This is a genomic window from Bradyrhizobium manausense (assembly GCF_001440035.1).
Lineage (GTDB): Bacteria > Pseudomonadota > Alphaproteobacteria > Rhizobiales > Xanthobacteraceae > Bradyrhizobium > Bradyrhizobium manausense.
On record NZ_LJYG01000049.1, the window covers coordinates 23,104 to 40,207 of the forward strand.

Sequence of the window (17,104 nt, forward strand, 5' to 3'; positions counted from 1 at the left end):
CCCTAGCCACCCGTTGCGGCGGCGTCGAATCCACCGAGACGAAGTCCACCAGTTTCAGGGGAGCCAACGTTCTCGAGCCCAAAAGTTCAAATGCCAGCCTACTCAATTATTCGAACAAAGCAAGAACACATCGACGCCGGGACGGATCTCCCTCACGACGACGTCACTGGATGATCCGCAAATGCGACGCGCGGCCTTTGCCGTCCGTCGGAAGATTGATGGAGTAGGTCTTGGCCACCTCTGTCTCGTTCATCATCAGCACCTTCGATAGATCGGCCAGCGAATAGCCCATGTCATTGATGTGCAGCGAGACAAGATCGGAGAGCGTACGCGGCTCCTCGACCGGAAAATCGAGTTCGGGGGGCTCCCGCAGCCGGATCTTGTGGATGTTGAATTGCTTCCAGATGTACTGCGCCTGGGTCTCGTTCAGAAAGCCAGCGCGTTTGGCGGCGAACACCAGCGAGCCCATGGAGACCTTCCACTCCGGCTTGAGAGCAGCAAGTAAGCGCAGGTCAACGCGGCCGCGGCCGGCGAAGTACGGCTTGATGTCCTCGGTTGGCATCAGGAAGCACGACGCGAAGGTGTCGGCTTCCTCCTCCATGTTTGGGGTCGGGAAGTTGTGCATGATCACGTGCGCCAGTTCGTGGCACAGCGTGAAGCGCATACGGTCCGCCGATTGGGCGCGATTCAAAACGATGATGTGCGGCATCGATGGCACCGAGAAACGCACGCCCGAAACGGACGATCCGCCCAAGTCGGAATGTGCGACAATAATGCCGGCGTCTTCAACGAGCCCGGTCAGGTCGTGGATCGGCCCGTCCGGCACCTGCCAGAACCGGCGCAGCAGGCCGGCGATCTTCTCGGGGTCGTTGTCGTACTCGTCGGCGTCGAAGCGCGGCAGCTTGTTGACCGGCTCGAGGTCGGTCGCCTCCAGCAGCTTGCGGAGGTGCATGACGCGCACGTTGAGTTCGGCGACGATGCGATGGAGCTCGGTCGCCGACACGTCCGCCTTTTTGCGCCACATCGGCGCGTGCACGCTGACGGGCGCCCCGTAGATGACGTCGGTCTGCCTGAAGAATTCCACCGGTACCGAGAACGTCTCGGCGGCCGCTTCAAGCAGTTGGTCAGACGGCTCCTTCAGCCCGTTCTCGATCCTCGACAGTTCGGAGTTCTGCACGCGCAAGCATTCCGCCGCCTCGTTCTGCGGGAATCCGCGCAACTGCCGCGCTAGGCGCAGCATGAGACCTGGCTTCGACATTCCGTATCCTTCACCCCACCCAGTCGGCGTCGATTCTCGTTTACGTCCGGTTAACCGCCTTTAGCGGGTCAGGACGCTTCGCCGCCGTTCTTCTTCTTGGTCTTGGCCGTGTCCTTCAGCTTGGCCACGCTGCGGCGACGGGGCTGAGGAGCGGCGGATTTCTGCTGCGGAAATTCGATGATGCCCTGCTGGCCGCCCGGCAGTTCGAAGCTCCACAAGTGGCCTTCGCCGTTGCGGGCGGTCACATGCACCGATTTATAGCCGGTGCCGAGCTCATTCACCTTCCAGCAGATCTCGACCTTCATCGCAGACGGCGCGTCCGCGAAGGGGATGCCCGGGTCGAGGAAGTTGTCGTTGGCACCGGTCCGGATGTTGCTGCCCTTGCCGGGCTTCACGGCCTTCTTGAACCGCACCAGCACCTTACCATCGAACAGGAAGCGCGCCGTCGAGCCGCTGGTGAAAACCACGGTGCCGGGCTTGCCGTTGAACTCGGCGACCGCGGCCCGGATCAGGCTGTCGAACACGTCGACCGAGTCCGTCCGCTTGTACATGTTGCCGGCGCCGCGCTTCGCCAGGAAGTCCTTGAAGGCCCGGTCAAGAACCTTCCGGATCCGCTTGCTGTACGGCGCCAGTACCTCGCGGACTTCCTTTTCGACGGGCAGCGACATGTTTTGCACTCGGCTCCTGGTGAATCGGTACCGGACCCTATCGCAGAAAGTGCCAAAATCGAAGAATATTTTGCAGATTTGTTGCAGGTTTTTGGTAACTTACTGTTTTAATTCAATTTTATCTGTTGAAAAACTGGCTAATGGTTTCACTTAGGGAGAATGCCAGAACGCGGGTTGGCGCGCAAGCGCGGGCGCGCGTTTCCGGCCTCAAGCTGCCTTGATGCGCTTTGCGATCTTGGCGATCGTCGCGCGGCTGCATCCAGTCACGCTCTGGATCTCGCCCCACGACTGTCTGGAAGCAAGCATTCGGCCGATCGCCGCGTTGCGCTCGGTGTCCTCTGGACGGCCCTTGTAACGCCCCTCGGCCTTCGCCTTCTCTTGCCCCTGCGCCTGCCGGCGGCGCCGATCCACGTAATCCTTGCGGGCCACGGCCGCGAGCATGTCGAGCAGCATCCCGTTGATCGCCTCGAACATGCGGCCGGTGAATTCGTCGCCGGAGCTCGTTGCCATCATCCAGGACGTCGGAAGGTCCAACGCGACGACCCGCACGCGGCGTGCGGTCATCTCCGACTTGAGGCGCTCCCAATCATCCGCGGTCAGGCGCGAGAGACGGTCGACCTGCTCGACCAACAGAACGTCGCCCGGGTGCGCATCGGCGAGCAGACGGAACAGCTCCGGACGGGCGAGCTTCGCGCCGCTCTCGTTCTCAACGTACCAGGCCGCGATGGTCAGGCCACGCTCTGCGGCGAATGACCGGAGCTGCTCGCGGGAACGGTTGGCATCCTGCTCGGAGGTCGAAGCCCTAAGATATGCCCGAACGAACATTGTGACCCCTCGGTTCATTTTGGATGGTTCATATAATATCGGTTCAATTTGGACTGTCAAACCGAATTAAAGAACCACTCGCGAAATAGTGCACTTGGGGTAGACCCAAACTGCACTGGGCGAGCGGGCCAGCTAGAACGTCAGCAGGAGCCGCCAACGCCGCGTCAGCGCGATTGCCTTCTCCCACAGTTCGTCCGGACACTGGCCCTGCTTGTCGATGGACTGGCCAACCGCGCAGATGCTCAACCATGCGTCGGCCTGCGCGGTCTCGATGCTGACCGTCCTGGACCCGTTATTGCCGGTGGTGTTGGCAAGGTGCCGCACAATGGCCAAAGCTCGCTCGCGCGTCTCGGTCCGAGCGCGCGGCAGTTCATCGAGCGCAAGGTCAGCCTTCACGATATCGTCGTCGGTAGACATGGAAATTCACTCCTCTTGATGTGGAGCGACTTCGCAGACTGGCGGTGGTTTCTGAGGGGCATCCGAGCCGAGCCGGGGAAACGTCCAACAGCCGCGAAGTCGCGGTGTTAAAGTTCCCTCGAATGCTCACCGGAGCGCCCGGGCTGGTTCGGGGTTTGGTCCTGCACGTTGTGGACTTGGAGCGCCCAGCCACGAAAGGCGTGCAACGGGAATCAGTATAGCGGCAAACAAGGCCGATCGCCTGTCCGTCCCGCGCCGCGAGCGGCTATTGGCGAGGTCCCTGCCGCGGGATCCCCCACAGGTCGACCCAGCCCCGACCCGGACGGTTTGCCGCCGCTTCCTCTCCTTCGGCGGCGAGCACGTAAGGCCGGTAGTGCACACGTCGCATTGCCTGGGCGATGAGCGCCACCGGCCCCCATCGAACCGCGCGCGGCGCTTGCTGAAGGCTGCGCCGCGCCTCCTGCACGACCTTCATCTTTCCTTCCGCTATCGCGGCAGGTGCCCTCCGTTCCTTCACGTGGATTTCGTGGGCCGTCGTCAGAAGACGGGTCCACTCGGCCTGCTGACGGTGTTTGTCAGCGATCTCGTCGAAGGTCCGCTCCGCGCGCTCAAGAGCGCCTACAGCCATAGCCATCCTCTTGACACCCGCGCCGGTAAACCAATCACGCAGGCGGTCAATCGGGCCGGACTTACGCTGGCTTTCGTTTCTCACCACGCCGCGGCGGTGGTCCACCTCTTGCCGCGCCTTCGCCAATTCGGTGCCCAGGCGCGCGAGGCTCGCCCTCGCTTCTCGCAGTTCATTGGTCTCCGGCAGCTCCGCCGCGTTCAGCGCGGCCAGCGCTTCGCACTCCATGTCGCTCAGAATGCGCTCTGCGCGATCCCGCGGCCATTCGGCGACGAGGGCGGCAGACGCAAGCAGATCCTCGATCTGCCGGCGCCGCCGTTGCAGCGCTAACCTTTCGGCCGGCGCAAGACCTCGTTGAGCGCCGCTTCCGCCCCCGGGCCGCCGCGGATCATTCCCAAGATCGCTTCCATCAGGTCCCGTTGCAGGTTCACTCCCGTGAGGATCCGCTGGAGCAACTCGATCATCGTCGCGACCAGCGAGTCCGCGTCCGACGAGCGGCGGCTGTCCGGATCGGATGCCGCTGCCTCCGGGCTGGCCGGCGCCAACAGCTCGCGCATCAGGCGCAGAATCTCCTGCTGGGTTTCGATGATCTTCTCGGCCGAGGTCGGCGGGCGCGTCGTCGACCGGGGCGGCTGGTTCGTGGGCATCTGCGGGATCTCCGAGCCTGCTGAGAATGTCATTGCGCTTCACGCCGGGCAGGCAGCCGGCGAGCGTGCAAAGGAAATGACCCTGTACGGTGACGATCCACACCGGCGGGNNNGCCGGTGCCGGCCTCGATCGAGAGACCAACATCATGGGCCCGGGCGAGGAAGTCGTCGCGAGCGGTAGTCTCGCGCCAAGCATCGCGGACCGCCTTGCGAAGGACCGTGGCTTTGAGCCCGAGGCGGCCGAGCATCTGAACGGTGTTGAGCTTCAGCGAAGCCTGAGGACCAGGCGCATCTGCAGGAAAGGCCGCCTCCAGTGCGGCGGCGGCCAGGATGTGACCCTCGCGGCGTAACTGCTGGACCACCCACTGATGGTGCGCCCCGTGCAAGAAGGGATGGGACTGCCGATGTTCCCAGAGCCGCGCCAGCTTTTCCTGCCTGCGCCGATCATGCCGGCTGTCCAGCACGCGACCGGCCGCCTGATGGCCGTCAACACCATCCTCCCATTCCGGGACCAGAACGTGCCAATGCCGTCCAAAGGCGTCCGTGCTCCGCTCCTTGCAATGTTCGATGATGACGGCGCGCTTCGGATTGAAGCCGAAATCGGCTCCGAGATCGTCCACGATTTCGAGGGCGGCCTCGCGTGATGTGATCAGCTCCGGAGCGATGATCCAATGGCGCACAGCGTACTGCCGGCCCAAGGCAGCGGCGTCATTGAACATGTCGACCACGTCCTGCTCCGAACCGCGAAGCAGGACGATCTCCGAATTTTCATCGCCCCTCAGAACGTGCTGGCTGATGCGGTGGGGACCGTATGCTGTCCGCAGACGAAAGGACTTGATGATCATAGGCGCCTCAGCATTCGCTGGATCAGTTTGGCGACGCCATCGCGGATGGCCGCCACCTCGCTGGCGACGTGGAGCTCGATCTCGCTCGGTGCAGCAATCGCACGGTTGGCGCGGAGGAACGCCTCGAGGCTGTTGATCCGGGTCCGGATCGCCGCCAACTCGCCCAATTCGCTGTCGGTGCCTTGGGCCGCAGCGGCGTTGCCCAACTGGCGCCGGCACCATTCGGACAGGCTCAATGCCTGCCGTTCGGCAGCTGCTTTCCAAGTCGCGGACTCCTCGGGCTTCGTCCAAATCTGGACCGGCGCGGAGCGCACTCGCTTTGCTTTCGGGGGTTCGGGGGCCGATGGCCGCCCGGGCGATGTCGTGACACTCGCCATGTCTTGCACTCTCTTCCTGCTGCTTTCCTGCCTGCCGACATCTTGGCTTGAGGCTCAGCAGCAACGGAAGCTGTGTCATGACAGTCGACCCGGAGCACCCGCGCAAAACTGGTGGACGAACCTAAGCGGAGCATGACGAAACGCCGCTAGTTAGATGCTTTTCAAAGCTGTGGATGAGTGTGAACCCCGCGCCCCCGCATCATCATCTTCGCCACTGAGCGACGGGCGGTCTCCTATGCAATTCCGGCATCGGACTGGCTCTTGAGGCCTGGGATTCATTCCGATTCAGATTGGTAATGTTCCATGGCGCTCCCGATCTCGACGGCCTAGACAATGTCGACGACGATCCTCGACGGCTGACGAAGCTCTCTAAGCCATTGATCTCTCGACACCGCGGCCGATCTCGACGGCCCCGACGGCTGTTCGCCTCTTCATTCTTCATTGCGGGACGGATTGGCCACGCGGTCTTCCCGGCGCCTCCTGTCTCTTCCTCCTATAAAGACGTCCCCATTTTGAAGAAGAATAGGAGCCGTCGAAACCGTCGAAGCCGTCGGAAATGCAATAAAAGCCGAGAGTTTGCGCGATCCGTAGAGCCGTCGACGGTCGACGGAAGTCGTCGAGACCCAGGATGATTCCAAAAGATTCCATCGCCGCCACAATTCAACGCCCATTTGCGCATCGCGCGTGGCCGACGGCACCCATCGACGTGGCGGAGCAGAACATCCGGCAGGGTGCGGGATAAAAATGAGGCCGATCGTTGCGCTTAGATCCGCAATACGTTGCGCTTTTTCCCGATCGCCTCAGGATCAGATGAGGGATGAGAACCGACTGTGCAGGGCGCTGAAAATGTACCGACCAGGGAACGTTTCTCGGCAACGAACAAAGGTTGACCGCCTGCGCAACGGGGGAATTTCCCCACTCGACGGCTCGACGGCTTCAAATGCTGCACATGTGCAGCATTTGAAATGGTCCGGCTGGGCAAGCGGCAAATTTGCGGCTCGCTCAGATGAATATTCTCAATCTGCGAAGTTTTACCCCTCCCACCCGAGGGCAGAGTAGCCGCCGATCGCTACCGCACCTTCCTTACCACAAGCGACGCATGCGTCGTTTTTGGCTCCGCCGCCCCCCAAATCTAGAATTTCTAAACTGAGGGCGCCACGATTCGGATCGTCCGGACAGTCGACCGCATTCGCTCTACGGTGAAGCCCTTCGCGCGTAGCAACGGCGCGATGCGGTCGATCCGGTTGCCCAGAGCCTGCGCGGTCATCGGCCACGACCGCGACTTCCGGACGCCCTCGGTGACGCGGTTATTGAGCTCTCCAAGCAGTTCGGTGGGAGTACCCTCCCATCCGGCAGCGGTGGGGTGCTCGTTGGCCATGAAGCTACGGATGGCGACCGCGACGCTGTCGGCCTCGAAAACGGTCTCCGAGACATCCCGACGGTTCGTGTTGTAGGCGGCCATGAAGTCGCCGGCCTCCCAGCCCAAGCCGGATTCCGCGGCGGTGATCCACTTCACGAAATCCGCCATGCGGGGCGAGCGCTCGAGGCGGACTGTACTGACATTGCGCAACGCCGCCGATACGGCATCGCAGAGCGCGCTAATGATACGGGGCCGGGCCGCTTCAAACTCCGCTTCCAGCTCATCCTCGGGTCGGCGAGCATCTTCCGGGATGGTCTTGAGGTGAATAGTAAGTGCGCGGTCGGCCAGATCGGGACGATCGGTGAGCGACGGGATTCCGTTTAAGATGATCGGCCGCGCGGCCTCGAAGATCGCCTCGGCATTGTCAGTATGCAGCATGCGGGTCGCGAAGCCAGACCCTGTCGCCAGGCGGCACAGGGCGTCCGACAGCCAAGGCATCATCACCGACAAGTTGTCGAACACCAAGAGCCAAGAATTGCCGGCACTGACGACCAGGTCTCGATCGTCCTTCGGAGCCGCTCGGATCGGCGCTGCGCTCGGATCAACCAACGAACGGAGCATCCGGCTGAAGAAGCTTTTGCCGCTGCCTTGTTCGCCATTGAGTACCAAGATGGGATAGGGCCCGTGGTGCCGCAACGCGGCGACCAGCCAGGCGACGACCATCATGAAATCCTCGTCGCTGGCATTTACGAATTGGCGCAGTTCCTCGATCAGGCCGCCCGGCTCCGGCCGCATCAGCGCCCGCATCGCCGTAGATCTCATGAGTTTTACGGCGGGCTTCTCGATGACGGTCCAGCCGGCGGCCGTGATCTCGACGGCGCTCCAATCGTCATGACACAGGTCCAGATAGAGCCTGCCAGACTGATGACCCACGCGAATGAAGGGCTCGCACAGCGGCCCCTTGTTGACCGCGCGCGCTTCGAGGATCCGGATGCCATCTTCGAGCGCCTGGCCCCCGATTGCGCCGCCGGTCTCCTCGAAGTACTTACCGCTAAGCCACATCCGGAAGTCCCGGCTGCGGATCGGCCAGCTTTCAAGGTGCCCGTTCACCGCGTATGTGGCATAGGCGATGCGGTTTGCATCGTGCCAGAGATCGACGCCGTCGGTGCACGCAATCAGGATGTCACGCTGCGGCGTGCGCTTGCGCTCACCAGCGCCACGACCGTCATCTCGATTGGCGGCCGCCGACTGTTCGGCCGACGTGGCGATGAACGCGGCCGCGCGAGCTTCGTCCCAACCGTCGTCGACGGCATCGGCGGCGTCCCATCCGGTCTTTACGTCCCGTTCCGGTGGGGCGATACGGACGGACGCGACGCCAATGGACAGCAATTCGCGCGCGACTTCCTTGGCGTATTCGGCCCCGGCAAAGTCCGCGTCCGGCCAGATCACGACCGTGCGCCCCTGGAGCGGTCGCCAGTCGGCATGCCCGGCGCTTTTTGCGCCGTTCGGCGATGTTACCGCTACTGCGCTCGGCAAGAGAACCCGAGCAGCGTCACAGGCCTTCTCGCCCTCGGTGACGACAACCTGTGCAGAGGGACGCCCCGCGAGGTCTTTCAGACCGTAGAGCGGCCGCTTGCCGTGCCAGCTTTCCCACCGCCAAAGGGCCGGACCGCCTGTCGCGGGGCGGCACAGCGTGAGCGGGCGGAACTGTTTGCCGCCGTCGGGATCGAAACGGCAGGCGAGACCGAGCAGATTGCCGGCGGCATCATTATATTCCCAGCGCTTGGTCGGTTTGCCCAACGTCGGATGGGCCGCCGGCGGCGGCGGTGCATCTGCAGGCACGGGGACCACCGTCGACCACTTGGGTTTAGCGCTGGCGCCGGCGTCCTTTCCCGACTGCAGCGTGTCGATCGGCGCGAACGGATCGCTACTCATACGCGTCGATCCCGAGCATGTCGGCGAGCTTCTTCGCCGCTTCACCCTGGTCAAGCCTGTGGAGATAGGCCGCGAGCGCGATCAGGTCTCCGCCACGATCGCCGGTGGCGAAGTCGCCCCATTTTCCGGACTTGAGATTCACCTTGAAGCTGCCCTTCCGGCCGTCGGCGCGCATGGGATTGAGCGCGCACCACTCGGAGCCCTCACGCTTCCCGCCGGGCAGCCAGCGCGTCACGATCGCATCGGCATGCTGGATGGCCGCCTCGGCGATGCGCTGGAAGGCGATGCGACGCGGCGCAGTCAATGTCCTGCCTCCGCGTCACGATCAGCCTCGGTGGCGCCCGACAGGTCGTCTCTGATGACGTCCAGCGCCAAACGCCGCGCCTCGGCGGTGCCGACAGCGAGCGCCTTCCCGATCCTCTCGAGGAAATGATTCAGCTCGGAGCGCATCAAGGCGCGCGCGGCGAGCTCGCGCAGCGGGGCGAAGCTCATTCGCTCACCGCCTTGGCGGCAGGATGGAGATTGGCCTCGATGTAGGCGAGGACGTCGGCCCGGCGGTAGCGCACGCTACGGCCCAGCTTGACGTAGGTGCACCCGACGCCGCGCAGCCGCTCGGCCTGGAGGGTACGAACCGACTGACGGCGGAGCCTTGCGGCCTCGCCCTCGGTCAGAAGATCTTCCTCGGAGCGAGGAGCCACGGTTTGATTCGGATGCATCTCCTGCCTCGAATTGCGATGCAGGCGCGGCGCAACGCGCGGCCTGCGATCTCTTGCGAGGATCAGGCGTACCCTTGGAAAATCTGCGTCGCTATTTGTCGATTGTCGGCTTTTGTCGCGATCTCTATTCGGCGTGCGATGCTAACACCGCCGCGCGAGCCCTCCGGCAGGTATCCCTTGAGGCGCTATATTTTGCCTCTAGGTGCTTCTCAAGCATATCCTTTAAACTTTCGAGAGTTAGCGCGCCATTGGCGAGGTCCGCCCGCATGTCTCTCATCACGCGCTCGAATTTGTCTGCCTTTTTGCCCCGCTTCTTAGCGGAGACAACAAGACGCGGCTTTCTTGACGATGACGGACCGATCGACGAGACCGACATCGAGAGCCCGCGCATATTACTCGGTGACGCCGGAGGCTGCGGTCCGCCGGGCGACGCGACAACCTTCAGGACAATGCCTCCGTACTCTGACGGAGTTTCGATCACCCCCGGCATGATCTCGCGCGTTAGCTGCTGCGCCAACCATTCGACAAGCCACCTAAAATCGACTCGGACATTGACCCAGGGTTTCGGCTTCTCCCGCCATTCAGCATCGAACTGCCTCTGCCAGCGGGCATCGCTTGCTACGATCGTCTGATCCGTAGCGATGCTGTTGTCTTCAAATCCCAGATTTCTTGGCACGTCGAAATAATGCGGCGGAATGGCCTGGTCGGTGGTGCGGTCGAGAGATCCGATGAGGACCGACCGATCCGCACGCCTGGCACCTGCGAAAAGGGCCGCGGCAGCCCGGCGGCGCTCCGCAACAATTTGCTCGATCGAGCGGCCTTCCTTCTCAATTGCCGCGCAGATTTCGAGGCGCGCATCGCGGTCTTTTTGCTCGAACAGCAAGGCGAGCAACTGAAGTACTTTTTCGGGTAGCGCCATGCCGAAGGCCAGCAAGTCGATGACACCGCTCAGAAACGGACGAGGGTCGTTATCGAAGGTCCGCATCAAAAGCTGGAGTGTTAGGCCCTCCGGCGGCGACCACGGATGATCGTCGCGATGCTCATCTCTTGCGCTGCAGTCGTCGTGGGCACGCTCCAGCTCCTCCCTAAGGGTGGGCTCGGTGGGGCCGCTTTGGGGATGCGGCCCGAACACCGGGAGGAATGCCGCATTGAAGCGGGCGAGCGAGGCTGGCGGAAGGTTTAAACCGTGTTGCCGAACAACCGGATCAATGAGCCCGTTCTCGGCGAGCCAGCCGTCAACCCATTCGCGCCGCCATTCGATCGCCTTGGCCTTTTCCTCGACCAACTGGTGGCCCTCAGCGGACGATGACTGCCAGAAGCCCCCCTCAAGCGCCCCCTGTTCGTCGTCCGTGAGGTCGACGCGCCACACATCGCCAAATCGCGCGCCGCCGACGCGGTCGCGCATCTCGGCGTATGAGATACTCAGATCTTCGGTGTCCATCTCTCACTTCCACACTAAGCGAGCCCACACAGGAACTGCGGGGCAACCGAGTGTGGATCGGCTTTCGGCTGGCCGGCCTAGCCCCGCGCGATTCAGATTTTACGCCGATCTGTACCCTCGGCGGTGTCCTTTTCGCTATTTTGCACAGCTCTGGGGGTGGCCGCGGGTGTTGGCGCGCCTCGCCACCATCAGGAGAATTCCGCCGATCTGGGGGAGCAGGGTGAGCAGAAAGAGGCGGAACATGACGAAATCGTCGATCGAAGGCCTCAGCATGCCACGCGTGACCCACCCCACCAGTTGAATGGCCATCTCCGCTTGCGGGTCCGCAGCCTTGCTGACCGCGCGCACGGCCGCGTCGACCGCCCGTCGCTGCTCGTCCACCGCCGCTTCTCGCTCCCTGCAGAACCGGCCGACGCCGCCTTTACATTCTCTGTCGCGAGCCGACATTGCATCAGTCAATGCTGCTTGAGCGGCCGTCACGGCCGGCGTCACGCGTGACGCGCGTTCGAGCATCACGTCATTCACGTTTGAAGAGGCAAAGCCAACACTGGCTGCCACGACGAACGCGAAGGCTAACTGCCAGGCGCCCCAGCCAATGGCCGCCGCGCCGCGCTGGCGGCGGAGCCAGAGATCTGCCGCACAGGAGGGCATAACGAGCGCAACGATATCGGCGGCGACGCCAATCGCCAGGAGCAGCCAACCGGCGACATCACTGGATCCGAGCGATCGGGCAAACAAGCCGTTCATCGCGATGCTGACGGCAGCGAGGCAGAGCGCCGCAACGGTCAGCACGGTCGAGGTGATGCTCGGGGCGCGCACCGGCATAGCTGTCTCGGCGGCCGAAGCTACGGGCGCGACCGGGGCGGTCGTAAGGCCGCCGGTGCCCTGGCGGCGCGAACGCTTGGAGGACGCCTTCCGGCGCGCCCGGTAGGCCTTGGCACGCTCGGCTGCGGTCTTCGGTTTGCTAGCTTCCGGACGCAGCGGAACGACGGGCCCGCCAGCGAGGAATTCGGTGTCTTTCGGCTGCATCATGTACCCCGGTTTGCGATGCAGGCGCGCCCGGATGCGCTGCCTGCGACCAACTACGGGGTGGAGCTACAGGTCGGAATTTATTGTCGCTATTTGTCGATTGTCGAGATTTGTCGGGAATTCAGAGGACATGAACAATGCTCGACCTAGGCTGGGTACTTCATTAAGCACCGGCCGCCTGATGTCTGCTCAACCCCCAACAGCGGCGGGAAAGCGGACCTCTGCCGAGGTCGCAGATGGGCCAAATCTGGACATCATTGGTGAAGGGCTCGGCGCTCCTATCGCGGACACGCGCTGCTCAACGCTTTTGATACGGGTGGATGATGTAATCCTTCGCCTTCACGGCCGTATGGCATGCGTGTCCGCAATCTGAGGGGCTAGGATCAGCCGCTAAACTGTCGGATGCAGCTTCGTAGTTGAAAAGCGCGTATCCCCATCCTCCTGCGTGAACACGTCTGGCACATCCACGACAAAGGGGGCCTCCGTACCTTCTTCGGTTTCCACTGGAGCCTCACAATCTTGGAGCCCGGGAAAGGCTGGCCACTGCCCGGAACGCCGACTTGTAAGCCTCGATCATGGTCGGATTGGCGACTACCACCTTGAGAACTTCGTCGGTCCGCGCGGAAGAGACCACCGACCAGTCCTCGTATCCTTTGAAGTCGGAGAACGTGAGAACGTTATCTAGAAACACCGATCGGTCGCCTATTCGCCACTGGGTTGCGAAGGCACTAGCGTTCTGGATGGGCGAAGTTGATCAGCCGTTTTACGACCTCTTATAGATGCTGAGTTTACAGCCCGGATAGAAGCCGCCCGAAGGGCGGCTTTCTTGTTTTGGGGGCCGTGTCGCCACCGTGTCGCCCCGCCTAAAGCGACGCGACGCTTCGCGTGGACTAAAGGAACTTGCTTCGGCGTCCAGTTCACTGTTATCTGCCCTCATCCATTTGTCTGCGGAGCATACTCATGGAGCATGTCAGGGACCTTTCGTTCCTTGCTGGTGGCGGTGAAATGGGTGAACGCACGAGGGCGATGGACTGGTCGTCCACTGCGGTCGGATCTCCCGCCAAGTGGCCCCAAAGCCTAAAGGCCGCAGTCAGTATTTGCCTGGGATCGCGACATCCCATGGTTCTCTGGTGGGGCCAAACCTCCCATGTCCAGTTCTACAACGATGCTTACATCTCTTTTCTCGGTCCTGAGAAGCATCCGGCCTTTCTGGGGCGATCCGGCCGCGAATGCTGGAGCGAAATTTGGCCGGTTATGAGCCCGATGCTCGACCACGTCTTTAGCACTGGCGAGGCGACATGGTCGGAGGATTTTCTATATGTTTTGAACCGTAACCTTGCTCGCGAGGAGGGTTACTTTACTTTTTCCTACAGCCCGATCCGCACTGACGACGGCTCAATCGGCGGAATCTTTTGCGCATGCAATGAAACCACAGCCCGCGTTCTCGGTGAGAGGCGGCTTCAAACGCTTCGCGATTTGGGCCGAATGGAAGCGAATGGACGGACGGTCGCAAGCGCTTGTGAAATTGCCGCCCAGACGCTCGGCGAGAATCCACACGACGTTCCGTTCGCGCTAATCTATCTCCTGGACAGCGATAAACACCGCGCGGAATTGGTTGCTACGTCCGCAATACCGGCGGGAGAGCCAGGGGCTCCTTTCACCGTCGATATTCTAAGGGCTGACTCTGAGGAGCAATCCAATTGGCCTTTGAGCCAGGCGCTCGAAGCCGCGACGGCCAAACTCGTCTCAGACATTTCAGTGCGGTTTGGAGTACTGCCAGGTGGGCCATGGCCTGAAGCCCCCGAAACGGCTCTTATCACACCTATTGCTGCCCCGGGACACAACATCGCAACCGGCTTCCTGGTATCAGGTCTCAGTCCGCGACAAGTGATCAACGCCGACTATCTCAGTTTTTTCGAATTGGTTGCCGGTCAAATCGGCGCTGCGATTGCGAATGCGCGCGCTTATGAGGCGGAGCGCAGGCGTGCGGAGGCATTGGCTGAAATCGATCGCGCCAAAACCTCGTTTTTCTCTAATGTGAGCCATGAATTCCGAACACCGCTTAGCTTGATCCTCGGGCCTTTGGAGGATGCCCTTAAGATTGGCAATTTGCCTACCACGGAGCGCGAAAGTCTCGCTACTGCTCACCGCAATTCACTCCGTCTCTTGAAGCTGGTCAATTCGCTTTTAGATTTCTCGCGCATAGAGGCCGGGCGCGCGCAAGCAAGCTACGAACCAACTGATCTGGCATCGCTCACGGCCGACATAGCCAGCAATTTCCGCTCGGCTTTCGAGAGAGCTGGACTGAAGCTGTTGGTCGATTGTCCGCCACTTGGGGCGCCTGTCTTCGTGGACCCCGAGATGTGGGAGAAGATCGTGCTCAATCTTCTCTCAAATGCCTTTAAATTCACGTTCAACGGTCAAGTTGCTGTTAGCTTGCAAATTGTGGATGATAGGATCGCCTTGACCGTTTGCGACAGCGGCGTCGGTGTTCCGCCAGACGAGTTGCCGCGCCTATTCGAGCGTTTTCATCGAATAGAAGGACAAGAGAGCCGGACGCATGAAGGTAGCGGGATTGGTCTCGCCTTGGTGCAGGAACTTGTAAAACTCCACTCTGGGACGATCACAGTCGATAGCGTGATTGGACGTGGTACGAGCTTCACGGTAACCATCCCGTTCGGAAAGGCGCACCTGCCGCAGGAACGAATTCGAGCCGAACGCCAACTCTCATCGACAGCCGTCCGCGCGGACGCTTTTGTTCAGGAAGCTTTGCGCTGGCTACCCGATATACCGTCGGTCGCGACGGAAGTTTCGGCTGAGCTTAGAGCGGCGAGCGAACTTTCCCAGCTTTCTGGCGCGCGAATTTTGATCGCTGACGATAACGCCGACATGCGGGCATACGTCGGCGGTCTGCTCAAGGCCTATTGTGAGGTCCAAACGGTTGCCGACGGACAAGCCGCGATTGAAGTCATACGCCAGGACTGTCCTGATTTGGTGATAGCCGACGTAATGATGCCGCGTCTCGACGGGTTCGGGCTGCTGCGCGCGATACGAAACGATGCGGCTTGCGCAGAGCTTCCGGTCATTCTCTTGTCGGCTCGCGCAGATGAGGAGGCTAAAGTTGAAGGTTTTGGAATTGGCGCGGATGCCTACCTCATCAAACCCTTCAACGCGCGTGAACTGTTAGCCCAAATTGCCGCCAGCATCAAAATGGCCAAGTTTCGGCGGGAAGTCGAACGAACACTCGCCAGCCGCGTCGAGGCGCGAACGCGCGAACTGGCAGAGACCAACGCGCAACTCCGCTTGCAGATCGAGCAGCGGGAGAAGGCCGAAGCCGAAGTCCAGCAATTGCACCGACTCGAAGCCATTGGCCAGCTCACGTCCGGCGTCGCACATGACTTCAACAATCTATTGAGTGTCGTGCTCACCAACGCACGATTGCTGTCGCGCAGGTTGTATGACCCTGACCATCAGGAGGGTATCCAACTCATCTGCGGCGCCGCCGAACGAGGGGCGAAACTGATTACTCAATTGCTCGCTTTCTCACGTAAGCAGCGGCTTAAGCCTCAGGCCGTCAACCTCAACAGCACGATCGCCGGGATGAGCGATTTGCTGGGCGCCTGTCTGGGCGGGACGATACGGCTGAAGATGTCTTTGGCGCAGGACCTTTGGCCTGCTTCGGTGGACCCGATGCAGATTGAATCGGTTATCCTGAACCTGACCATCAATGCCAGGGATGCCATGGGGGCGGGCGGCGTGCTGACGCTCGAAACGTTCAATGCCACGATCGACAATGCGTCCTCCGGACCGAGCGAACCTGTTCCAGGGCAATATGTTGGCCTGGCCGTCAAGGATACCGGCGTCGGCATTCCGGACCATCTGGTGCCGCGGGTTTTCGAGCCTTTCTTCACCACCAAAAAGCCGGGCGAAGGATCAGGGCTTGGATTGGCGCAAGTTCATGGCTTTGCGAAGCAATCTGGTGGTGGCGTGAGCCTTGAAACCCATGTCGGAAGGGGCACCACCGTAAAGGTGCTTCTCCCACGAGCACCAGAGGCGCGAGGTCATGAACAGCAACAGCGAGCCACGCACGTGACCGCCACCAACGTGACGGCAAGAATCCTCGTCGTCGATGACGACAAGTCAGTTCTACGGAGCACGCTGCGGGTCCTCGACAGCCTTGGATACGCCGCTGTGGCAGCGGCTAGTGGAGCGGAAGCACTGCGACTGATTGATTCATCCTTGCAGATCGATCTCGTCTTAACCGATTTCGCAATGCCAGAGATGACAGGAGTTGAGCTTGCGGAAGCAATTCGTGCCATGGATCCCAATTTGCCGGTGATCATTGTCACCGGCTATGTGGAGCGGATAGGTCTATCGGATTTTGACGAACGGAGAATACTGCGGAAGCCCTTTACGGAGGACGAACTAATTGAAAAAATCAAGTCGGCTTTGCACTGAGCCCTCGGCGGCGGAAGTAATGCGGAATTATCTTTGCGAAGGCGCCTGGAATGAGATCAGTCGCTCTTGATGAACTCTGGCGTCAGGCTGGAAGGGCCTGGAGCGCGGCGGTGAGAGCGAAGAGGATTTGGGCGCAGCAAAGTCTGAGCCACCGAATGAGGCGGCGGAAGTTGTAGCCTGCGGCGACGAGGACCGTGTTGGCAGCGTCTCCCTGGCGCCCCTATCCTGCGATCGATCGCTCCTTTACAGGGCATAATTGAAAGCTCAACCTTGCCAGGACCACTATTGAGCTCACTCCCAGAGGCGATTGATGGCGAGGTTGTCATAAGCGAAGTACAGCAGCTGGCCTCCTCGACGGGCGGTGCCACTCTCGAATCGACCCAGTTCGTCGGAAGGCGTGATTTCTGCTCTGGGTCTTGGTTGTGTGCAAACGAAATTGGAGGGCCCGCGGCCGCGGTTATCAGTCGATGTTTCTCGCGTCAGATCGCCCATGACTGGTCAAA

14 protein-coding genes and 1 pseudogene are annotated in these 17,104 nt (G+C 61.4%); 1 reads left to right on the plus strand and 14 read right to left on the minus strand.

Annotated features, from left to right (window positions below):
* Nucleotides 1-163: 163 nt before the first annotated feature.
* The 14 genes and pseudogenes from AOQ71_RS13215 to AOQ71_RS47735 form a co-directional block, all read right to left on the minus strand.
* A complete protein-coding gene (locus AOQ71_RS13215) occupies nt 164-1,258 on the minus strand; it encodes an XRE family transcriptional regulator (protein WP_057747022.1) in 1,095 nt (364 codons plus the stop codon).
* Nucleotides 1,259-1,326: 68 nt separating this feature from the next.
* Complete coding sequence (locus tag AOQ71_RS13220; RefSeq protein ID WP_057747023.1) at nt 1,327-1,926, minus strand: uroporphyrinogen-III synthase; 600 nt, start codon at nt 1,924-1,926, stop codon at nt 1,327-1,329.
* Nucleotides 1,927-2,133: 207 nt separating this feature from the next.
* Nucleotides 2,134-2,751, minus strand: coding sequence for a recombinase family protein (locus AOQ71_RS13225; RefSeq protein WP_057747025.1), 618 nt, complete (start codon nt 2,749-2,751; stop codon nt 2,134-2,136).
* Nucleotides 2,752-2,883: 132 nt separating this feature from the next.
* The gene (locus AOQ71_RS13230) at nt 2,884-3,168 is read right to left on the minus strand and encodes a hypothetical protein (protein WP_057747027.1); all 285 of its coding nucleotides are present in this window, start codon (nt 3,166-3,168) and stop codon (nt 2,884-2,886) included.
* 265 nt (nt 3,169-3,433) lie between these two features.
* Nucleotides 3,434-4,021 carry a hypothetical protein gene (locus tag AOQ71_RS13235; protein WP_157083503.1) on the minus strand — a complete coding sequence of 196 codons (588 nt, stop codon included), beginning with the start codon at nt 4,019-4,021 and terminating at the stop codon, nt 3,434-3,436.
* 98 nt (nt 4,022-4,119) lie between these two features.
* Nucleotides 4,120-4,350 (minus strand): hypothetical protein, encoded by a 231-nt coding sequence (locus tag AOQ71_RS13245; RefSeq protein WP_205668217.1) that lies wholly within the window; start codon nt 4,348-4,350, stop codon nt 4,120-4,122.
* Nucleotides 4,351-5,281: 931 nt separating this feature from the next.
* Entirely contained in the window at nt 5,282-5,521 is a 240-nt protein-coding gene (locus AOQ71_RS13255) for a hypothetical protein (RefSeq protein ID WP_157083505.1), read from the minus strand.
* Nucleotides 5,522-6,803: 1,282 nt separating this feature from the next.
* Nucleotides 6,804-8,957 carry an ATP-binding protein gene (locus AOQ71_RS47730; RefSeq protein ID WP_245316867.1) on the minus strand — a complete coding sequence of 718 codons (2,154 nt, stop codon included), beginning with the start codon at nt 8,955-8,957 and terminating at the stop codon, nt 6,804-6,806.
* Nucleotides 8,950-9,261 (minus strand): hypothetical protein, encoded by a 312-nt coding sequence (locus AOQ71_RS13265; RefSeq protein WP_057747039.1) that lies wholly within the window; start codon nt 9,259-9,261, stop codon nt 8,950-8,952. The genes AOQ71_RS47730 and AOQ71_RS13265 overlap by 8 nt, the downstream gene beginning before the upstream one ends.
* Nucleotides 9,258-9,449: a hypothetical protein gene (locus tag AOQ71_RS13270; RefSeq protein ID WP_057747041.1), complete on the minus strand. Its 192-nt coding sequence runs from the start codon at nt 9,447-9,449 to the stop codon at nt 9,258-9,260. The genes AOQ71_RS13265 and AOQ71_RS13270 overlap by 4 nt, the downstream gene beginning before the upstream one ends.
* On the minus strand, nt 9,446-9,673 hold the full coding sequence (locus tag AOQ71_RS13275) for a helix-turn-helix domain-containing protein (protein ID WP_057747044.1): 228 nt from the start codon (nt 9,671-9,673) through the stop codon (nt 9,446-9,448). Before AOQ71_RS13275 ends, AOQ71_RS13270 begins: the two co-directional genes overlap by 4 nt.
* Nucleotides 9,674-9,797: 124 nt before the next feature.
* Nucleotides 9,798-11,114, minus strand: coding sequence for a hypothetical protein (locus tag AOQ71_RS13280; protein WP_057747046.1), 1,317 nt, complete (start codon nt 11,112-11,114; stop codon nt 9,798-9,800).
* Between the two features lie 135 nt (nt 11,115-11,249).
* Entirely contained in the window at nt 11,250-12,146 is an 897-nt protein-coding gene (locus AOQ71_RS13285) for a hypothetical protein (RefSeq protein WP_057747048.1), read from the minus strand.
* A 295-nt stretch (nt 12,147-12,441) separates the two neighbouring features.
* Nucleotides 12,442-12,585 (minus strand): annotated as a pseudogene (locus tag AOQ71_RS47735) (cytochrome P460 family protein); the annotation flags it as partial.
* 518 nt (nt 12,586-13,103) lie between these two features.
* Between AOQ71_RS47735 and AOQ71_RS13295 the strand changes: the two are divergent.
* A complete protein-coding gene (locus AOQ71_RS13295; protein WP_057747050.1) occupies nt 13,104-16,601 on the plus strand; it encodes a response regulator in 3,498 nt (1,165 codons plus the stop codon).
* The last annotated feature ends 503 nt before the right edge of the window (nt 16,602-17,104 follow it).